The following is a 19,075-nucleotide window of genomic DNA, read 5'->3' as shown; positions in this document are numbered from 1 at the left end:
CCGGTCAGGCGACCATGTGATGCGCCAGCGCCAGGTGCGGGTCCGTCTCGCCCGGCACGGGGGCCGGATCGGCGTGTACGAGGGCCGCGGTCAGCTTCGGTACGGCGTGCAGCAGGGCGTGTTCGGCCTCGACGGCGATCCGGTGTGCCTGTCGCACGCTCGCCTCGCCGTCCACCACGACCGCCACCTCGGCGCGCAGCCGGTGCCCGATCCAGCGCAGCCGCAGCTCACCCACCCCGCGGACGCCGGGGACCTCCCGCAGCGCCCGTTCGGCCGAGTCGACCAACTCCGGGTCCACGGCGTCCATCACGCGCCGGAACACCTCGCGGGCGGCGTCGCGCAGCACCAGCAGGATCCCGGCCGTGATCGCCAAGCCCACCAGCGGGTCGGCCAGTTGCCACCCCAGTGCCGCGCCGCCCGCTCCCACCAGCACCGCCAGTGACGTGAAGCCGTCCGTACGGGCATGGAGACCGTCCGCGACGAGGGCGGCCGAGCCGATCTCACGCCCGACCCGGATGCGGTGCCGGGCGACCCACTCGTTGCCGAGGAAGCCGATCAGCGCGGCCGCCGCGACGACCGGGATGTGGTGCAGGGGGCGCGGGTCGATCAGCCGCTCGAGGGCCGTCCAGGCCGCGAAGGCACCGGACGCGGCGATCGTCAGCACGATCACGATGCCCGCGAGGTCCTCCGCCCGGCCGTAGCCGTAGGTGAAGCGGCGCGTCGCCGCGCGCCGGCCCAGGACGAACGCGATGCCGAGAGGGACGGCCGTGAGCGCGTCGGCGGCGTTGTGCACCGTGTCGCCGAGCAGCGCGACCGATCCGGAGACCACGACCACGACCCCCTGCGCCACGGCTGTCGTACCGAGGACGACGAGGGACACCCACAGGGCGCGCATACCGCGCGCCGAGGACTCCAGCGCGGAGTCGAGCTTGTCGCCGGTCTCGTGGGAGTGGGGGGTGAGGAGGTGACGTAGACGGGGGAGGAGGCCGGAAGGGGTGCTGTGCGAGTGGGGGTGTGGGTGGGGATGTGGCTGGTCGTGCCCCAAGCGGCCGTGGCCGTGGGAGTGGCCGTGACCGTTGCTGTGGCCTTGCTCGTCGTGCCGGTCGCTCACGGGGGTCCCCTTCCGATGCGCGGGAGTGGACGTGTCGGCGTCCACAGGGCCATTATGTGCGTATGAGCGCACGCATGCACCTATCACCTGCGCATGATGCGCATCCGCGTACCCCCGGCGAGGAACAGTTCGCGCTCGCCGCCGAACTCCTCGCCCTCCTGGGCGACCGCACCCGGCTCACCCTCCTGCACGCGCTGACCGGCCAAGAGGCCGATGTCACGACGCTCACCGAGGCGTGCGGGGCCGCGCGCCCGGCCGTCAGCCAGCATCTGGCCCGGCTGCGTCTCGCCGGTCTGGTGAACACCCGCAAGGAGGGACGCCGGGTGATCTACTCACTAGGTGACGGCCATCTGCGCCGGGTGGTCGACGAGGCGCTGAACCTGGCCGACCACCGCCTCACCGACCGTCCGCCGCACGACTGACGGAACCCCCCGGCACTCAGTGGCCGGTGTCGTCCTCGCCCGCCTCCAGCAGATTCGCCGCCGCGCCCACGATGCTCGGGTCCGGGCTGCCGACGACTTCGTCGTCCTTGTCCGCGTAGGCGAAGCGGGCCAGGACGCTGCGCATCGCCTCGACACGCGCCCGCTTCTTGTCGTTGCTCTTCACCACGGTCCAGGGGGCCTGTTCGGTGTCCGTCTCGCCGAACATGGCCACCTTGGCGGCGGTGTAGTCGTCCCAGCGGTCCAAGGAGGCCAGGTCCATGGGGCTGAGCTTCCACTGTCGTACGGGATCGACCTGGCGGATCGTGAAACGGGTGCGCTGCTCGCCCTGCGACACGGAGAACCAGAACTTGATCAGGTCCACCCCGTCGTCGACGAGCATCCGTTCGAAGGCGGGCGCCTGCCTCATGAAGCGCCGGTACTCGTCGTCCGTGCAGAAGCCCATCACCCGCTCGACGCCGGCCCGGTTGTACCAGGACCGGTCGAACATCACGATCTCGCCCGCGGTCGGCAGATGCTCCGCGTACCGCTGGAAGTACCACTGGCCGCGCTCGCGCTCGGTCGGTTTCTCCAGCGCCACGACCCGGGCACCGCGCGGATTGAGGTGCTCGGTGAACCGCTTGATCGTGCCGCCCTTGCCGGCCGCGTCACGCCCCTCGAAGACGATGACCAGGCGGCGGCCGGTCGCCTTGATCCAGCTCTGCAGCTTCAGCAGTTCTATCTGCTGGAGGCGTTTGTGCCACTCGTACTCCTTGCGCTCCATGCGCTCGTGGTACGGGTAGTTCTCACGCCAGGTCTCCACCGGACTGCCGTCCGAGCGGATCAGTACCGGGTCGTCGTGGTCGCTGTAATCGACGGTCAGACCCGTCAGCAATGGCGTCATAGCGGCCTCCCCGGCTTCACTCAGTGGAACTGCGGCACGATCAGGTAAATTCCGTACGCGACGACGGCCGCGCAGGCCAGGAAGCACAGTCCCGCCTGCGCGAAGCCGAGGGCGTGGGTGCCGTCGGCGTCCTTCTCGCGTGCGGCCTCGACCTGGGAGACACCCAGCACGCCGAGCGCGAAGACGACCACCACTGCGACAGTGACGGCGATGCTCACCGCGGTGACCTCGCCGAGTGCGGACCAGTCCACATGCATCGTACGACTTCCCCTTGGCTCAGGCGACGGTGCCGACGGCCGTCGGCACCGCGGCACGGACGGTGACCTCGTGGGCGTCGTTCACATTGTCGGCGCGCACCGGATTGCGGCGCGAGGCGAGCACGATGAACGCGGCGACGGCGGCGGCGCACAGGGCGATCACCACGGTGCCGAAGGTGCCGCCGTGCTTCACCACGCTCGCCGAGACCCCGCCGACCAGCGCGGCGGCGGGCAGTGTGACCAGCCAGGCGATCACCATGCGCCCCGCCGTGCCCCAGCGGACCTCGGCCAGCCGCCTGCCCAGACCTGCCCCGAGGATGCCGCCGGAGCAGACCTGTGTGGTGGAGAGCGCGAAACCCAGGTGGGCGGAGGTGAGGATCACGATGGTGGCGGCGGCCTCGGCCGCGAAGCCCTGCGGCGACTGGATGTCGGTGAGCCCCTTGCCCATCGTGCGGATGATCCGCCAGCCGCCGAGGTAGGTGCCAAGTCCGATGGCGAGACCGGCGGACGCGATCACCCACACCGGGGGACCGGCGTCGTGGCCCAGCGCCCCCGCCGAGATCAGCGTCAGCGTGATGACGCCCATCGTCTTCTGGGCGTCGTTCGTGCCGTGCGCGAGGGAGACGAGCGAGGCCGAGGCGATCTGGCCGAGCCGGAAGCCCTTGGTCACCGAGTCCCGGCGGGCCCGCGCGGTGATCTTGTACGCGAGGTAGGTGGCCAGCAGCGCGGCCACGCCCGCCACGACCGGCGAGGCCACGGCCGGGACCAGCACCTTCTCGACCACCTTGTCGAAGTGCACGCCGTGCTCGCCCGCGCCGACCCACACCGCCCCGATCAGTCCGCCGAACAGGGCGTGCGAGGAACTGGAGGGCAGCCCGAGCGGCCAGGTCAGCAGATTCCAGAGAATCGCCCCGACCAGGCCCGCGAAGATCATCCCCGGTGTGACCAGGGTGTCGTCCACGATGCCGCCCGAGATGGTCTTCGCGACCTCGGTGGACAGGAACGCCCCGCCGATGACGACCGCCACGAGGAACGTGATGTGGTCCATCCCCTCATGGAAGCGACCACAGGCGTACGCCGGACGAACCGGAGACGAAGGTGGTGTGAGCCGGAGTGGAGGTGAGGGTGTGGGGGATCAGGCCTCGATGCGGTTCGCCCAGGGGGCGGTCGGCGTGCGTTGGCTGAAACTCGTCCTGTGCGCGGCAACTCGTCCTATGCGCGGCCACAGTCGGGGCACAGGCCCCGGTAGGTCACCTCGACATCGGAGACGGTGAAGCCGAACCGCTCGGATGCGGGCAGATCGGACAGGGGGTCGCCGCTGGGATGGACGTCCCGGATGGCGCCGCAGACCGAGCACACCAGGTGCTGGTGGGGGCGGTGGGCGTTCGGGTCGTAGCGCTTGGCGCGGCCGTCGGTGGCCACCTCGATCACCTCGCCGAGCGAAACGAGCTCGCCGAGGGTGTTGTAGACGGTCGCGCGGGAGATCTCCGGCAACCGGGCGGTGGCGCGTGCGAGCACCTCGTCCGCGGTGAGATGTACGTGCTCGCCGTCGAGTACCTCGGCGACCACCCGGCGCTGGGCGGTCATCCGCCAGCCGCGTCCGCGAAGTCGTTCGAGCAGGTCACTCATGCTCACCAGCCTAACCATGCATCGTCTGACGAATGAATCCGTACGGGTCTGGTTCTCGTATTGACTTGGACTGTGTCCATCGTAGGATCGGTTCTGGCGGCAGCCAAGGGACAGGACAACAGCAGGGGAAAGCACGTGACGGTTCAGGAGACGGGTGGAGCTCGCCCACTTCAGCCGCGAGCGCATCCCCGAGCGCAAGGTCCGCGCGAGGCGCATCGCCCACGCGAGTGGCGCCGGCGCCCCGCGCTCGGGGCGCTCCGCGCGCCCATCGCGGTGCGCCGCGTACGCCGTGCCCAACCCGGCGGCCCGACCCGGTTCGAGCGACGCGTCGGCGACTGCCACCCCTACGTCATGTGCCGGTCGTACGGTGTCGTCGACGACGTCCCCAGGGGCCTGTGCCCCGGCTGTTTCGGCTGTTTCGACCGACTGTTCCACCGCCCGCAGTTCCTGAGCACAGTGATCCGCCCCGTCCGGAAGGATTCCCATGTCCGAGAACCATGATGCAATCGTCACCGATGCGAAATCGGAGGGCGCAGGTGGCTGCCCCGTCGCGCACGGGCGCGCCGCGCACCCGACCCAGGGCGGTGGAAACCGCCAGTGGTGGCCGGAGCGGCTCAACCTGAAGATCCTCGCCAAGAACCCCGCCGTGGCGAACCCCCTCGGTGAGGAGTTCGACTACGCCGAGGCGTTCAAGACCCTCGACCTCGCGGCCGTGAAGCAGGACATCGCCGAGGTGCTGACCACCTCGCAGGACTGGTGGCCGGCCGACTTCGGCAACTACGGCCCGTTCATGATCCGGATGGCCTGGCACAGCGCGGGCACCTACCGCATCAGCGACGGCCGCGGTGGCGCCGGCGCCGGTCAGCAGCGCTTCGCCCCCCTCAACAGCTGGCCGGACAACGGCAACCTCGACAAGGCCCGCCGCCTGCTGTGGCCGGTCAAGAAGAAGTACGGCCAGAGCCTCTCCTGGGCCGACCTCATGATCCTCACCGGTAACGTCGCCCTGGAGCAGATGGGCTTCGAGACCTTCGGCTTCGCCGGCGGCCGCGCGGACGTCTGGGAGTCCGAGGAGGACGTGTACTGGGGTCCCGAGACCACCTGGCTCGACGACCAGCGCTACACCGGCGACCGCGAGCTGGAGAACCCGCTCGGCGCCGTCCAGATGGGCCTCATCTATGTCAACCCCGAGGGCCCCAACGGCAACCCGGACCCGATCGCCGCGGCCCGCGACATCCGTGAGACGTTCCGCCGCATGGCGATGAACGACGAGGAGACCGTCGCCCTCATCGCGGGCGGTCACACCTTCGGCAAGACCCACGGCGCGGGTCCGGCGGAGAGCGTCGGTGCCGACCCCGAGGCCGCCCCGATCGAGGCGCAGGGCCTGGGCTGGAAGAGCACGTACGGCACCGGCAAGGGCGCGGACGCCATCACCTCCGGCCTGGAGGTCACCTGGACCACCACGCCCACCCAGTGGAGCAACGGCTTCTTCGACAACCTCTTCGGCTACGAGTGGGAGCTGACCCAGAGCCCCGCCGGCGCCAACCAGTGGGTGGCGAAGGACGCCGAGGCGACCGTCCCCGACGCGCATGACCCGTCGAAGAAGCGTCTGCCCACGATGCTCACCACCGACCTCTCGCTGCGCGTCGACCCGATCTACGAGCCGATCTCCCGCCGCTTCCACGAGAACCCCGCGGAGTTCGCGGACGCCTTCGCCCGCGCCTGGTACAAGCTGACCCACCGTGACATGGGCCCGAAGTCGCTCTACCTCGGCCCGGAGGTCCCGGCGGAGACCCTGCTGTGGCAGGACCCGCTGCCGGAGGCGGACGGCGAGGCCATCGGCGCCGACGACGTCACCGCCCTCAAGGCGAAGATCCTCGACTCGGGCCTGACCGTCCCGCAGCTGGTCTCCACCGCGTGGGCGTCCGCCTCGACGTTCCGCGGCAGCGACAAGCGCGGCGGCGCCAACGGCGCGCGCATCCGCCTGGAGCCGCAGCGCGGCTGGGAGGCCAACGACCCCGACCAGCTCGCGGCGGTGCTGCGCACGCTGGAGGGCATCCAGCGGGAGTTCAACACCGGTGCCAAGAAGGTCTCCCTGGCCGACCTGATCGTCCTCGGTGGCAGCGCCGCGGTCGAGAAGGCCGCCAAGGACGCCGGTCACGACGTCGAGGTGCCCTTCACCCCGGGCCGTGTCGACGCGACGGACGAGCACACCGACGCGGAGTCCTTCGCCGCGCTGGAGCCGACCGCCGACGGGTTCCGCAACTACCTCGGCAAGGCCAACCGCCTCCCGGCCGAGTACCTGCTGCTGGACCGCGCGAACCTGCTGACCCTGAGCGCCCCCGAGCTGACGGTCCTCGTCGGTGGCCTGCGCGTCCTGGGCGCGAACCACCAGCAGTCGGCGCACGGTGTCCTCACCGCGACCCCCGGAACGCTGACCAACGACTTCTTCGTCAACCTGCTCGACCTGGGCACGACGTGGACGCCGACGTCCGAGGACGCGACCACCTTCGAGGCCCGCGACGACGCCACCGGCGAGGTCAAGTGGACCGGCACCCGTGCCGACCTCGTCTTCGGCTCGAACTCCGAGCTGCGCGCGCTCGCCGAGGTCTACGCGGGCGATGACGCCAAGGCGAAGTTCGTGAAGGACTTCGTCGCGGCGTGGGACAAGGTCATGAACCTCGATCGGTTCGACCTCGTCTGATCATCCCGGCCAGGACGTCCAGGTCGGCCCGTATCGGCCGACCTGGACGTTTTTTGGTCGGGGGGCTCGGCGCCGCGTAAAAACGCTTGCCCCGAGCATCTCGTCGTCATGAGGATGACGGAATGCCGATCTTCTCCGCCCCCGACGGGACCGAACTTGCCTACCACGTCACGGGCGAGGGCGAGCCGTTGCTCTGTCTGCCCGGTGGTCCCATGCGTGCCTCCGCCTACCTCGGCGATCTCGGCGGACTGTCGCGGCACCGTCGGCTGTTCCTGCTGGATCTGCGGGGGACCGGCGACTCCGCCGTCCCGGCCGACCCGGCGACGTACCGCTGCGACCGGCAGGTCGACGACGTCGAGGCCTTCAGGGCGCATCTCGGGTTGGAGCGGGTGGATCTCCTCGCCCACTCGGCGGCCGGTGACCTCGCGCTCCTCTACGCGGCCCGGTATCCGGACCGCATCCGCACCCTCACATCGGTCACCGGGCGCGCCCGGGCCCTCGGTATCGACTTCACCGAGGAGCACCGCCGGGAGGCGGCCGCGCGGCGCAAGGCCGAGCCGTGGTTCGCGGCAGGGTACGACGCCTACGAACGGATCTGGGCGGGCTCGGCGGCCGATGCCGACTGGGACGCTGTCGCCCCGTTCTTCTACGGCCGCTGGGACGCGACCGCGCAGGCGCACGCCGAGACCGAGGTCGAACAGACCAACGAGGAGGCCGCGGGCCTGTACGCCTCCGACGGCGCCTTCGAACCCGCCGTGGCCCGCGCCGCCGTCGCCACGCTGGAGGCACGGGTCCTGCTGCTCGCGGGCGAACTCGACAGTGGCCCACTGCCGCGCGTGGCCGCCGCCGTGGCGGAGCTGATCCCCGAGGGGGAGCTGATCGTCCAGCCGGAGGCCGGCCACCACCCGTGGCTCGACGACCCCCGGCGCTTCACGGAAACGGTGACGGCCTTCCTCGACCGGGCGCGGTGACCGGGCCAGGCCGGTCCCGACCTGACTCAGGCCAGCCGCAGGTCGACCCACTCGGCCGTTTCGCCCGGCAGCACGTACCTCTCGATCTCGACGAAGCCGTGCTGCACGGCGAACCGCAGCCCGTCCTCGTTGGACGCCAGTACGACCGTCTCGATCACGTCCGCGCCCAGCGCCCGCGCCCGCTTCAGCCCGCGCTCGTAGAGCTCCTCACCGAACCCCTGCCGACGGTGTCCGGGCAGGACCCGGGCGATCACCGTCGCCGTCGAGCCGCCGTCCTTCGGCGGACGCACGGTCGAGCAGCCCACCGGGACGTCGCCGAGGTACGCGACCTCCAGGTGGTTGCGCCCGGCCCGCTCACGGACCTCGTCGAGCGACAGGGCGGCGGGAGGGACGATGACATTGTGGACGTACTGCCAGTCCTTGAGACCGGCCTCGTCGTCCGACTGCTGGAAGCGGAGAGTGGACACCGGAGCAGCAAACCCATCCCCGCCACAGGCTGTCAACCGGGTTTGCCGCGAACCGGCTTGGCGTGCGGAGGTGGCTCAGCCGAGGCGCGGGATCTCGATGGCGGGGCAGCGGTCCATGACCATGTCGAGTCCGGCGGCGCGGGTACGGTCGTACGCGCCCTCGTCGACGACGCCGAGCTGGAACCAGACGGCCTTGGCGCCGCCGGCGGCGGCTTCGTCGGCAACAAGCCCCGCGAGGTCGCTGTTGACGAAGACGTCGACGACATCGACGTCGAACGGGATCGCGTCCAGCGACGGGTAGCCCTTCTCGCCGTGGACGGTCTCGGCCTTCGGGTGCACGGGGACGATCCGCTTGCCGTAGCGCTGGAGGACGTCGGCGACTCCGTACGCCGCGCGTCGCTCGTTGGACGAGAGGCCCACGATCGCCCAGGTGTCGCCGAGTTCGGTGAGGATCTTGCGGATCGTTGCCGGGTCGCCGTACACGGTCGGCCTCCTGGGTCTGGTGTGAAGGACTGTCATGGGCCCGCGTGGCCTGTCATGCGTGCTCAGCCGGACAACAGCATGAGACACACGGTGATTCCCCGTGGCGTGGGAGGCCCTGTCGCACCCGGGAACGCCGCTCCCCGGTACAGCGCGGTCTGCCACGCGGCGTGCGTGAGGGGCAGGGTGGGAATGCCCCTCGACCGTTCGCCCGTCCGAGGGCGCGGACCAGCAAGCACGCCGTGAACTCACCACGGCCGACCGAGAGGACGTACGCCATGCGCACCACGACACTGGGCAGCAAGGGACCCGAGGTCGGTGTGATCGGCCTGGGGTGCATGGGCATGACCTTCTCGTACGACATGAAGACCCCGCGCGACGAAGCCACCTCCGTCGCGGTCGTCCACCAGGCGCTCGACCTGGGCGCCACCCTCATCGACACCGCCGACGTGTACGGCCCCCACACCAACGAGGAACTGGTCGGACGGGCGCTGGCGGGCGGCCACCGGGAGCGGGCCGTGCTGGCCACGAAGGTCGGCCTGGTCGTGAGCGATCCGACCGGCGGTCCCGGCAACTCCCCGGTCATCGTCAACAACGGCCGCCCCGAGCACGTACGGAAGTCGATCGACGAGAGCCTGCGCCGCCTCGGCACCGACCATGTGGACCTCTACCAGCTGCACCGCGTCGACCCCCAGGTGCCCGTCGAGGAGACCTGGGGAGCCATGGCCGAGGTCGTGGCCGCGGGCAAGGCCCGGCAGATCGGCCTGTCCGAGGTGAACGTCGAGCAGATCGAGCGGGCGCAGTCGGTGCACCCGGTGGCCTCGGTGCAGTCCGAGCTGTCGCTGTGGACCCGCGACCCGCTGGCCGAGGTGCTGCCGTACTGCGAGGAGCAGGGCATCGCCTTCCTGCCGTTCTCGCCGCTGGGCCGCGGCTTCCTGGCCGGACGGTTCGCCTCCTTCGACGACCTGCCCGAGGACGACTTCCGGCGACGGCTGCCGCGCTTCCAGCAGGACGCGCTGCGCGCCAACCTCGCCATCGTCGGCCGGGTCCGTGAGATCGCCGAGCGGGCCGGGATCACCCCGGCGCAGGTGGCACTTGCGTGGCTGGTCGCCCAGGGACGGTACGTCGTCCCCATCCCCGGCACCAAGACCCCGAAGTACCTGGCGGACAACGCCGGCGCGGGGGACGTGGAGCTGAGCACGGCGGCCCTGGCCGACCTGGACGCCCTTCCCGCACCGGAAGGCGGCCGCTACTGAAACGAGCGGCGGGGGCCCACGGGGGGCATGCTGCCCCTCGTAAGCTGCCCCACCCCCGAGGCCCCAAGGAAGACCATGACCACCATCGCCATCATCGGAGCCGGACCCGGCCTCGGAGTCGCCGTCGCACGGCGGTTCGGCCGCGAGGGGTTCGACGTCGCTCTCATCACCCGCACCACGGACCGGGCGCACGCGCTCTCCGCAGACCTGGCGGGCGAGGGCCTGACGGCGCGCGGTTTCGCGGCCGATGTACGCGACCCGAAGGCGCTCGAAGCGGCGCTGGACGCGGCGACCGCGACCCTGGGGCCCATCGAGGTCATGCAGTACAGCCCGGTCCCGCAGCGGGAGTTCATGCGGCCCGTCCTGGAAACCACGCCCGCCGACCTCGTGGGACCGATCGAGTTCTCGGTGTACGGCCCCGTCGCCGCCGTGCGCCAGGTGCTGCCCGGCATGCGCGCCCTCGGCCGAGGCACCATCGTCTTCGTCAACGGCGGCACCGCCGCGGTACCCCACCCCGACCGGGCCGGCACCTCCATCGCCTTCGCCGCCGAGAGCGCCTACGGACACCTGTTGCACGGCGCCCTCGCCGACGAGGGTATCCACGTCGCACAACTCGTCATCCCCGGCGCGATCAGCCCCGGACACCCCAGGAAGGACCCCGCCGCGCTCGCGGAGACCATCTGGAACATCCACCGGGACCAGCACGGCTACCGGCACTTCGCCGACGACCTCGACTCCTGACGGGCGGTGCCCGAGCAGCGCTCTCAGGCCCCTTCTGCCTCACTCGATATTGCTTAACTTATGCAAGTAGACGTTAAAGTCGTCCCATGTCGACACCGCCGCCCACAGCAGCCGATCCCGCGTTGACGGACGTGGCCGAGATCGAGCGTGCGCTCACCCGTATCTCGTATCTGACCAGCAGGGTTCGTCAGCATGAGCGCCTCATGGCGCTGGCCGGGCTGGCCCTGGACCGGGCCGCCGTCGCGCTGTTGCGGCAGGTCGCCGACTCCGGCTCGCTGCGGCCCAGTGAGCTGGCGAACCTGCTGTCCGTCGAGGCGTCCCACGTGACCCGGCAGGTGCAGCAGCTGGAGAAGACCGGCTGTCTGACGCGTGTCCCGGACCCGAACGACCGCCGAGCCCAGCGCATCGAACTCACGCCGGCCGGCCGGGACGCGGTCGACCGTGTGCGGGAGGCGAGCTGCCGAGGGATGTCGGTCGCGTTGGCGGACTGGTCGCCGGGAGACCTTGAGCAGCTCGCCACGCTGTGCCATCGGCTGGCCGACGACTTCTTCGATCACGCCGAGGACGAGATCGACCTGGCGCCCGAGGTCCGTGGCAAGGCCTGACCGGTCGCGGGCTGCTGCGTCCGACCGGCCGGCGCCGAGGCCCGGTCGAGCCTCGGCGCCGCCGGTCGGGAGCGCCTGCCGTACGGCGTTCCCCGCCGCCCCGCAAGACCCCCTACCGTCATCGGTTCCTGGGCAGCCTGAGGTGGCGCTCCGCGATGATCTCCCGGAGGATCTCGCTGGTCCCGCCGTAGATGGTGCCGACCACCGCCGCCCGGAAGCCCTCCTCGAACCTGCCGCCCGCGGGGGCGCCGGCCGCCTCGGGGGCCAGTACGCCCTCGGCGCCCAGGATGTCGAGGATGTCGCTGGAGTGGCGCTGGGCGGCCTCCGTGGCGAACAGCTTCCACATCGACCCCTCGACACCGGGGAGGTCGCCCTTCTGGGCGCGCCATCGGTTGCGGAGGGCGAGCAGGCGTGTGACCTCCTCGTCGACCGCCATCCTGCCGATCCGCTCGGCGGCCAGGGGGTCGTCGAGGACCGTCGTCCCGTCCGGGCGTCGCGCGGTGCGTGCCCAGGCGGCCAGATCCTCGACCAGAGAACCGCCGTCCGAGCCGGGGCTGGAGGCGGAGCGTTCGTGGACCAGCGCCACGTGCATGACGCCCCACCCGCCGTCGACCCCGCCGAGGCGCGCGGAATCCGGGACCCGCACGCCGGCGTAGAACGTGGCGTTGGTGCGCTGCCCGCCGAGCGTGTGGATCGGCTGGATGTCGTACCCGGCGCTGTCGGTCGGCACGAGGAACATCGACAGCCCCTTGTGCTTCGGCACGTCCGGATCGGTGCGGGCCAGCACGAACACATGGCTGCACAGCTGGGCGGTGCTGGTGAACATCTTCTGGCCGTTGATGACCCACTCGTCACCGTCCCGGACCGCGGTGGTCTTCGCCGCGGCGACGTCCGAGCCGGAGTCCGGCTCGCTGTACCCCAGGGCGATCAGCCGCTCTCCGCGCAGCGCGGCCGGGATGTACTCGCGCTTCTGCTCCTCGGTTCCCACGTGCTCGATGGTGCGCAGCACCATGGAGGTCGTGGACCAGCCGTCGGAGGCGAGCCCCATGCGGCCGAGTTCGTCGAACACGGCCCGGGCGAAGCCGGGATCGACCTCGCTCCCGCCGTACTCGGGCGCCCAGTCGGCCGCGAGGATCCCGTCGCGCGCGAGCAGGGCATGCAGCTCGGCCGTCTGATGCGTGCCGGAGCGGCGCTGTTCCTCCACCCACTCCGGTCGCGCATGAGCCTCGACCCAGGCGCAGGCCGCCTCGCGGTGCGAGGCCAGTTCGTCGAATTCGCGGAAGTCCATTGTCAGCCCGCCCTCTCTGCCGGTGCCGGTGCCGGTGCCGGTGCCGGTTCCGGTGCCTGTGCCGGTGCCGCGCCGAAGACGCGGTGCGCGAGTCGCGCGTACGCCGCGCGGGAGTCGCCCGCGACTTGTGACCAGGCCTTCGCCCGCCGGAAGTAGAGCTGGATGTCGTACTCCAGCGTGTAGCCGTATCCGCCGTGGAAGTGCAGGACCTCCGATGTCGTCTTGAAGGCGGTCTCCGCGGCGAACAGGAACGCCATGGTCGCCGAGGTGTCGGCCGTGGGCAGGTGCTCGTCCTGCGCCCAGGCCGCCTCGTAGGCCAGCAGGCGGGTGCCGTCGAGGGCGATCGCGTTGTCGGCCAGGCGGTGCTGGATGGTCTGGAACGTGCCGATGAGCACGCCGAACGCCTTGCGTTGCATCACGTAGTCGACGCCGATGTCGAGGGCCTTCGAGCCGAGGCCGAAGAGCGCCGCGCCGGTCAGCAGTTCCCACCGGCTCAGGGCGCGGCGATAGGCGCGGACGGCGGCCGGTCCGCGCGCCAGCACCAGGGCGTCTTCCGTGTCGATGGGGCAGTCGGCGAGCGGAAGTGCCCCGAGATTGGGGACGGCCCCGCCCGGCGTGGCGGGGCCGCGGTCCGGCTGCCGGAGCAGGAGGAGCTCGTCATCCCGCAGGACGGCCACGAGATCGGCCACCGCGCCCGCCGGAACCAGCCGCGCTAGGTCGCCCGTGGCCGGGCGGAGAGCCAGGGTCGCCAGGAGCTCGCCCGCGACGGCGCGTGCGGTGAGGGACTCCAGGCGGGCGTCCGGCCCGCCGGACGACGACGAGCCCGCGTCCGTCGACGAACCTCCGTCGGACAGCGACGCGATGAGGTCGTTCGCCACCGCCGCCTCGATCAGGGGCACCGGAGCGAGGGACTGCCCGAGGCACTCCGCCGCGATGGCCAGTTCCACGAAACCGGCACCGCCGCCACCGAGGTGCTCGGGTACGGCGATCGCGGCGAGCCCCAGGTCGACGACCTTGCGCCACAGCGCCGCGTCGAACCCGAGTGGCTCCGCCGCCCGTAGCGCCGCGGTGGACGACTCCTTCTCGAAGAACGTGCGCAATGTGTCGCGAAGCGCCGTCTGGTCGTCCGTGAAGTCCAGGTCCACGAGTCGTGCCCCCTAGTGAGTGACATAAGTCACATTCTCCAAATCTGGCATATGGCATTCTCACCCACGATGGGGCGCTGTGGCCAGGGGGTCGACGCGCAGGCGGGGCTCGCTCACTCCGGGGGCCGTGAGACCTGTACGAGGCCGCACTGGTAGGCGATGACGACCAGTTGGGCGCGGTCCCGGGCGTGGAGTTTGGTCATGGCGCGGTGCACATGGGTGCGGACGGTCAGCGGGCTGACGACGAGTTCCTGGGCGATCTCGTTGTTGGACTTTCCCTCGGCCGCCAGCGCGGTCACCTCTCGCTCGCGGGCGGTGAGAGCCGCCAGTTGTCCGGGAAGCGCCGGCTGGGCGCTGGGTGCGGGGGAGGCGAGGAAGCGGGTGACCAGGGTGTGCGTGGCCCGGGGGGAGAGGAGCGCGTCGCCGGCTGCCACGGTGCGGATGCCGCTCAGGAGTTCGTCCGCGGTGACGTCCTTGCCGAGGAAGCCGCTGGCTCCGGCGCGCAGGGACTGGGCCACGTCCTCGTCGGTCTCGAACGTCGTGAGGATGAGGACGCGGGTGGTGGAGAGGTCGGGGTCGGCGCAGATGGCGGCGGTGGCGGTGAGGCCGTCGGCGCCCGGCATACGGATGTCCATGAGGACGACGTCGGGGCGGTGGGTACGCGCGAGCGAGACCGCCGCCCGGCCGTCGGCGGCCTCGTCGACCACTTCCATGTCGGAGCAGGAGTCGATCAGGATGCGGAACGTCGCCCGCAGCAGGGCTTGGTCGTCGGCGAGCAGGACACGGATGGTCATGGGGGTGAGGTCCTCTTCCGGGCCGAAGGAGCGTGAGGAAGCGTGAGGAGGGGAGATCTCCGAGGTCGACGGGCCGTTCTCCGTCGGGATCAACCCTCCCGTCCCCCGGTCGCGCCCACGAGAGAGTGATCTCCCGAACCTCTGGTGCAGTGGGCTACACCACCGGGGTGGAACCACTCACACCTCATACGGAGGGACAGCCGGGGAAGCCCGCGTGTCCGGAATCGGTCCGACCTCCCTGCGCCCGGGCTCGCGCCCGCCTACGCTCGCTCCGTGCTGCGTATCACCGACGCCCGAACGGGCGAGCCCATCGACGCCGTCCCTGCCCGCCGGAGCCTGACGCGCATCGAGGCGCACGTGGAGCGGGACGATCTGTCCGCACTGCGCGTGCTGCTGGTCGCCGACGTGCTCGCCAGGACCCTGGAACTCGGTGGGACCCCCGTCGTCACCGTGGCCGACCCGCCCGCGGAGCTCCGGGCGCGCGCCGACGCGCTCGGCATCCGCCGGGCCGAGGGCGACCGGAGCGGTGCGGGCCCGGCCCTGCATGTGCTCGTGCCCGGCGCCACCGCCGTGGAGGGCATCCGCGTCGAGGTCGCCCCGGTGCGCGGCACGGCCGACCCGGCGCTGCTGAGGATGGTCCTGCTCGCGGCCCCCCGCCGACAGCCCGTCGACTTCGCCACCGCCGACCTCGACGGCGCCCGGGAGACGCTCGCGCGCTGGCGCAAGTCCGTCGCCACCTGGGCCACCCGGCCGTCCAAGCCCGTCCCCGAGCGCGTACGCCAGGAGCTGCGCGCCGCGTGGGAGGACGACCTCGACGTACCCGCCGTACTGGAGGTGCTGCGGCGCGTCGAGCACGCGGACGACGTGCCGGACGGCGCCCGCTTCGAGACGTACGCCTACGCGGACCGTCTCCTCGGGCTCGAACTCACCCGTGACATCGGGGCGCAGCGGTGATCGCACGCGCCGGAGCGGGCCCGCTGCGCAGACTCGTCGTCCTGCGGCACGCCAAGTCGGCATGGCCGACGGGCGTCGCCGACCACGAGCGGCCCCTCGCCCCGCGCGGCCGCCGCGACGCCCCGGCCGCCGGACGTGCCCTCGCCGAGTCGGACTGTCTGCCGGACCTCGCCCTGTGCTCCACCGCCGTACGCGCCCGCCAGACCTGGGAGTTGGCGGCGCGGCAGTGGGGCACCCCGCCGCCCGTACGGTTCGACCGGCGGTTGTACGGCGCCGAGGTACCGGAGTTGCTGGCGGCCCTGCACGAAGTCCCCGACCGGATCGGGACGTTGCTGCTGATCGGACACAACCCCGGCTTGGAGGAACTCGTGCTCGAACTGGCCGGGGACAGCCTCGACGACGCGCTGGACGACGTACGGACGAAGTTCCCGACCTCCGCGACAGCGGTCCTCGCCTGGCACGGAGACTCCTGGGACGCGCTCGCCCCGGGCACGGCACTGCTGACGGGCATGACCGTGCCGCGGGGCAAGAAGAAGGACTGACGGGGCAGACGGGAATTTGAGTACAGGGCCTAGCCCACGTGGATCCGGGGCCTGCGTTCGGGGTCCGGCTCGGCGCGCCGCAGCACTTCGCGGGTGACCGGGGCGACCTCGCCGTCGCCGAAGACGAGGAAGCGGACCAGGTGGCTGAGGGGGTTGCCCTCGGTCCAGTTGAAGTAGGCGTGCGGGACCTGGCCGGTGCGGTCGCGCAGTCGCATCATGACGGCTGCGATCGTGTTGGGCACGGTCGCGCCCTCGACGCGCAGCCTGCGCACCCCGTGCTTCTCGTCGCCGTGCACGGTCAGGTCGGCGGTGAAGTCCGAGGAGTCGGTCACGAACACCTCCAGGAACAGCACGGGACGGCCGTCCGGGATGTGCGTCTGCTCGCGCTGGCTGTACTCCTTGGCGCGGTACTCCCGGGTGCTGTGCTCGTGCGGCTCGTTCGCGATCAGCCGCAGCGGTCCGCTCGCCGCGGCCTCGTCGATGAAACGGGCCGCGGCCTCGTCGAACGTGACCTCGGCGGCGCGCAGTTCGAAGGCGCGGCGCACCCGGGAGGCGAACGAGGTGATCAGGATCGCCAGGATGAAGATCAGCGCGATCTTGATGCCGTCGGGGCGTTCGATGACGTTGGTGACCAGGGTGTAGCCGAAGACCGCGGTGATCGCGCCGAAGCCGATCGCGGCGGCGCGGTGGCCACGCTGGTGCACGGCGACCGCCGAGGCGAAGGAGGCGGAGAGCATCAGGACCAGCACACCGGTCGCGTACGCGCCGCTCTGGTCGTCGACGTTCGCGTTGAACCACAGCGTGATGAGGACCGCGGCCGCCATGAAGACGAGCACGAGGGGGCGGACGGCACGCGTCCACTCGGGGGCCATGCCGTAGCGCGGCAGATAGCGCGGCACGAGGTTGAGGAGACCGGCGAGCGCGGAGGCACCCGCGAACCAGAGGATCGCGATGGTCGAGAGGTCGTAGACCGTGCCGAACGCCTCGCCCAGGTGCTGGTGGGCCAGGTAGGCGAGGGCACGGCCGTTCGCCGAGCCGCCGCTCTTGAACTCGTCCTGCGGGATCAGGATCGTCGTCGCCAGGCTGGACAGCAGCAGGAAGCCGCTCATGATCACGGCGGCCGTGGTGAGCAGCCTGCGGGTCTCGCGGATCCGGCCCGTCGGCTTCTCGTAGGTGTCCGTCGGGTCGCCCTCGACCTGCGGCATCACCGCCACGCCCGTCTCGAAGCCGGACATGCCGAGCGCCAGCTTCGGGAAGACGAGGAGCGCCACGCCGATCATGGCGAGCGGCGAGGAGTGTTCGGCCGTCATCGCGTCGGTCCAGTCGCCGATCTTGACCGGGTGGCTGAGCACCTGCCAGGCGGAGACGGCCAGAACGACGACATTGAGGGTGAGATAGGTGGCCACGAGCGCCACCGCGATCCCGATGGCCTCCTTGAAGCCCTTCAGGAAGACCGCGCCCAGCGCGGCTATGAGAAGGAGGGTGATCCAGGTGTTCCCGCCGTGCATCCAGTGCGGAGCAAAAGGATTCTCCACGACGTGTGCGGAGGCGTCCGCTCCGGACAGGGTGATCGTGATCAGGAAGTCGGTGGCCGCGAAGCCGAGCAGCACCAGGACGAAGATCTTCCCGGCCCACCAGGGCAGCAGCCGCTCCAGCATCGCGATCGAACCCTCGCCGTGCGGGCTCTCCTTGGCGACGCGACGGTAGACCGGCAGTGCGCCGAGCAGGGTGAGCGCGATCAGGACGAGGGTCGCGAGAGGGGAGAGCAGCCCGGCGGCGAGGGCCGCGATGCCCGGCTGGTAGCCCAGCGTGGAGAAGTAGTCGACGCCGGTGAGGCACATCACCCGCCACCATTTGTGGCCCTGGTGCTCGGCGTCCGGGGTGGCGTGCGGGCCGGGGTGCTTGGCCGACTGCTCGCTGAGTCCCTCCAGAAGCCACGCCCGCCAGCGCGGCGCGGCTGCGGAGGGCTCCCGTTCGAGGGGCTCCGCGGAGTCCGAACTGTCCACCTGGGTGCCGGTCATGCTGCGATCTCCCTGCAATCGGTCGGGCCGGCGATCCGGCTTCGGGCAACGAGGAGCGAGTATCCACCACCTCGCCCCGCGCACCTGAGCCGGGTCCGGACGTCCGGAGGGTCCCCGCCGGGACCGGGGCGGCGACAGGGGGCGGCCGAGGGGGTACAAATGGGTCGGCCGAGGGGCGGCAAATGGGTCGGCCGAGGGGCGACAAATGGGTTGGCGGAGGGGCGACATGGGTTGGCCGACGGGGGCATTGGGTTGGCCGCGAGGCGACCGGGGCTGTCGTGCTGTCGCCGGGGCGATGACGTGGGGCTCGGGGCGCCTCCACCGGGGCGCTCGCGTGACCGGCCGGGGGCGTGGTGCCTCCGCCGGAGGCGATCATTGGCGGGCCCGCGGCCGCGGGCCGGCGCGGTGCGCGGCGGAGTCGGTGGCCGTGAGGTCGGCCCGTCGCGGCCGGAGCCGCTGGGTGTGAGGCCAGTGAGGCTGTCCGGGCCGGGACGGGCGGCGCTGTGCGCGGTCGAGCGTGCTGCGAGTGCCGTGGTGCGTCTGCGGGAGGCGATCATTGGCGGGCCCGCGGCCGCGGTCGGGCGCGGTGCGCGGCGGAGTCGGTGGCGTGAGGTCGGTCCGTCGCGGCCGGAGCCGCTGGGTGCGAGGCCACTGAGGCTGTCCGCGCCGGGACGGGCGGCGCTGTGCGCGGTCGAGCGTGCTGTGACTGGCGTGGTGCGTCTGCGGGAGGCGATCATTGGCGGGCCCGCGGCCGCGGTCGGGCGCGGTGCGTGGCGGAGTCGGTGGCCGT

General features: G+C 71.4%; 19 protein-coding genes. 8 read left to right on the top strand and 11 right to left on the bottom strand.

The genetic code is table 11. From position 1 onward, the window contains the following. Positions 1–4: 4 nt before the first annotated feature. Positions 5–1,111, bottom strand: coding sequence for a cation diffusion facilitator family transporter (locus ACFVWD_RS26975; protein WP_389599693.1), 1,107 nt, complete (start codon positions 1,109–1,111; stop codon positions 5–7). A gap of 62 nt (positions 1,112–1,173) precedes the next feature. Here ACFVWD_RS26975 and ACFVWD_RS26970 point away from each other — a divergent pair, with 62 nt between their 5' ends. Further along, on the top strand, positions 1,174–1,533 hold the full coding sequence (locus ACFVWD_RS26970; RefSeq protein ID WP_054229043.1) for a metalloregulator ArsR/SmtB family transcription factor: 360 nt from the start codon (positions 1,174–1,176) through the stop codon (positions 1,531–1,533). 16 nt (positions 1,534–1,549) lie between these two features. On the opposite strand, the gene ppk2 is transcribed toward ACFVWD_RS26970, so the two are convergent. The 4 genes from ppk2 to ACFVWD_RS26950 all read right to left on the bottom strand — a co-directional run bounded on the left by ppk2 (position 1,550) and on the right by ACFVWD_RS26950 (position 4,320). Next, the gene (gene ppk2 / locus ACFVWD_RS26965) at positions 1,550–2,434 is read right to left on the bottom strand and encodes a polyphosphate kinase 2 (RefSeq protein ID WP_389599691.1); all 885 of its coding nucleotides are present in this window, start codon (positions 2,432–2,434) and stop codon (positions 1,550–1,552) included. Positions 2,435–2,454: 20 nt separating this feature from the next. Beyond that, positions 2,455–2,691, bottom strand: coding sequence for a hypothetical protein (locus ACFVWD_RS26960; RefSeq protein WP_389599689.1), 237 nt, complete (start codon positions 2,689–2,691; stop codon positions 2,455–2,457). A 19-nt stretch (positions 2,692–2,710) separates the two neighbouring features. Then, a complete protein-coding gene (locus ACFVWD_RS26955; RefSeq protein ID WP_389599688.1) occupies positions 2,711–3,739 on the bottom strand; it encodes an anion permease in 1,029 nt (342 codons plus the stop codon). Positions 3,740–3,903: 164 nt separating this feature from the next. Beyond that, on the bottom strand, positions 3,904–4,320 hold the full coding sequence (locus ACFVWD_RS26950) for a Fur family transcriptional regulator (protein WP_385374277.1): 417 nt from the start codon (positions 4,318–4,320) through the stop codon (positions 3,904–3,906). 484 nt (positions 4,321–4,804) lie between these two features. On the opposite strand from ACFVWD_RS26950, the gene katG reads away from it, so the two are divergent. Both katG and ACFVWD_RS26940 read left to right on the top strand, forming a co-directional pair. After that, positions 4,805–7,021: a catalase/peroxidase HPI gene (gene katG, locus ACFVWD_RS26945; RefSeq protein ID WP_389599686.1), complete on the top strand. Its 2,217-nt coding sequence runs from the start codon at positions 4,805–4,807 to the stop codon at positions 7,019–7,021. Positions 7,022–7,143: 122 nt separating this feature from the next. Beyond that, positions 7,144–7,992, top strand: a complete 849-nt coding sequence (locus tag ACFVWD_RS26940; protein WP_389599685.1) for an alpha/beta fold hydrolase — start codon at positions 7,144–7,146, stop codon at positions 7,990–7,992. A 26-nt stretch (positions 7,993–8,018) separates the two neighbouring features. On the opposite strand, the gene ACFVWD_RS26935 is transcribed toward ACFVWD_RS26940, so the two are convergent. Both ACFVWD_RS26935 and ACFVWD_RS26930 read right to left on the bottom strand, forming a co-directional pair. Further along, positions 8,019–8,459, bottom strand: coding sequence for a GNAT family N-acetyltransferase (locus ACFVWD_RS26935; RefSeq protein ID WP_389599683.1), 441 nt, complete (start codon positions 8,457–8,459; stop codon positions 8,019–8,021). Positions 8,460–8,534: 75 nt separating this feature from the next. Continuing rightward, on the bottom strand, positions 8,535–8,942 hold the full coding sequence (locus ACFVWD_RS26930; RefSeq protein WP_389599681.1) for a CoA-binding protein: 408 nt from the start codon (positions 8,940–8,942) through the stop codon (positions 8,535–8,537). 275 nt (positions 8,943–9,217) lie between these two features. Here ACFVWD_RS26930 and ACFVWD_RS26925 point away from each other — a divergent pair, with 275 nt between their 5' ends. The 3 genes from ACFVWD_RS26925 to ACFVWD_RS26915 all read left to right on the top strand — a co-directional run bounded on the left by ACFVWD_RS26925 (position 9,218) and on the right by ACFVWD_RS26915 (position 11,541). Beyond that, complete coding sequence (locus tag ACFVWD_RS26925; protein WP_389599680.1) at positions 9,218–10,195, top strand: aldo/keto reductase; 978 nt, start codon at positions 9,218–9,220, stop codon at positions 10,193–10,195. A 75-nt stretch (positions 10,196–10,270) separates the two neighbouring features. Next, complete coding sequence (locus ACFVWD_RS26920) at positions 10,271–10,936, top strand: SDR family NAD(P)-dependent oxidoreductase (RefSeq protein WP_389599678.1); 666 nt, start codon at positions 10,271–10,273, stop codon at positions 10,934–10,936. Positions 10,937–11,022: 86 nt separating this feature from the next. Further along, the gene (locus ACFVWD_RS26915; protein ID WP_389599676.1) at positions 11,023–11,541 is read left to right on the top strand and encodes a MarR family winged helix-turn-helix transcriptional regulator; all 519 of its coding nucleotides are present in this window, start codon (positions 11,023–11,025) and stop codon (positions 11,539–11,541) included. Positions 11,542–11,659: 118 nt separating this feature from the next. Here the strand turns inward: ACFVWD_RS26915 and ACFVWD_RS26910 are convergent, their stop codons facing one another. The 3 genes from ACFVWD_RS26910 to ACFVWD_RS26900 all read right to left on the bottom strand — a co-directional run bounded on the left by ACFVWD_RS26910 (position 11,660) and on the right by ACFVWD_RS26900 (position 14,768). Further along, positions 11,660–12,829, bottom strand: coding sequence for an acyl-CoA dehydrogenase family protein (locus ACFVWD_RS26910; RefSeq protein WP_389599674.1), 1,170 nt, complete (start codon positions 12,827–12,829; stop codon positions 11,660–11,662). A gap of 2 nt (positions 12,830–12,831) precedes the next feature. Next, positions 12,832–13,974, bottom strand: a complete 1,143-nt coding sequence (locus ACFVWD_RS26905; RefSeq protein WP_389599673.1) for an acyl-CoA dehydrogenase family protein — start codon at positions 13,972–13,974, stop codon at positions 12,832–12,834. Between the two features lie 113 nt (positions 13,975–14,087). Next, a complete protein-coding gene (locus ACFVWD_RS26900) occupies positions 14,088–14,768 on the bottom strand; it encodes a response regulator (RefSeq protein WP_389599671.1) in 681 nt (226 codons plus the stop codon). 273 nt (positions 14,769–15,041) lie between these two features. Between ACFVWD_RS26900 and ACFVWD_RS26895 the strand changes: the two genes are divergently transcribed. Next, complete coding sequence (locus ACFVWD_RS26895) at positions 15,042–15,722, top strand: hypothetical protein (RefSeq protein WP_389599669.1); 681 nt, start codon at positions 15,042–15,044, stop codon at positions 15,720–15,722. Then, a complete protein-coding gene (locus tag ACFVWD_RS26890; protein WP_389599667.1) occupies positions 15,719–16,264 on the top strand; it encodes a SixA phosphatase family protein in 546 nt (181 codons plus the stop codon). The genes ACFVWD_RS26895 and ACFVWD_RS26890 overlap by 4 nt, the downstream gene beginning before the upstream one ends. Positions 16,265–16,293: 29 nt before the next feature. On the opposite strand, the gene ACFVWD_RS26885 is transcribed toward ACFVWD_RS26890, so the two are convergent. Then, a complete protein-coding gene (locus ACFVWD_RS26885) occupies positions 16,294–18,285 on the bottom strand; it encodes an amino acid transporter (protein WP_211118663.1) in 1,992 nt (663 codons plus the stop codon). Between the last annotated feature and the right edge of the window lie 790 nt (positions 18,286–19,075).

The sequence above is a fragment of the Streptomyces sp. NPDC058086 genome, assembly GCF_042885015.1.
Taxonomy (GTDB): Bacteria; Actinomycetota; Actinomycetes; order Streptomycetales; family Streptomycetaceae; genus Streptomyces.
Note: the sequence above shows the minus strand (reverse complement) of the source record. Positions and strands in the feature narration are given on the sequence as shown.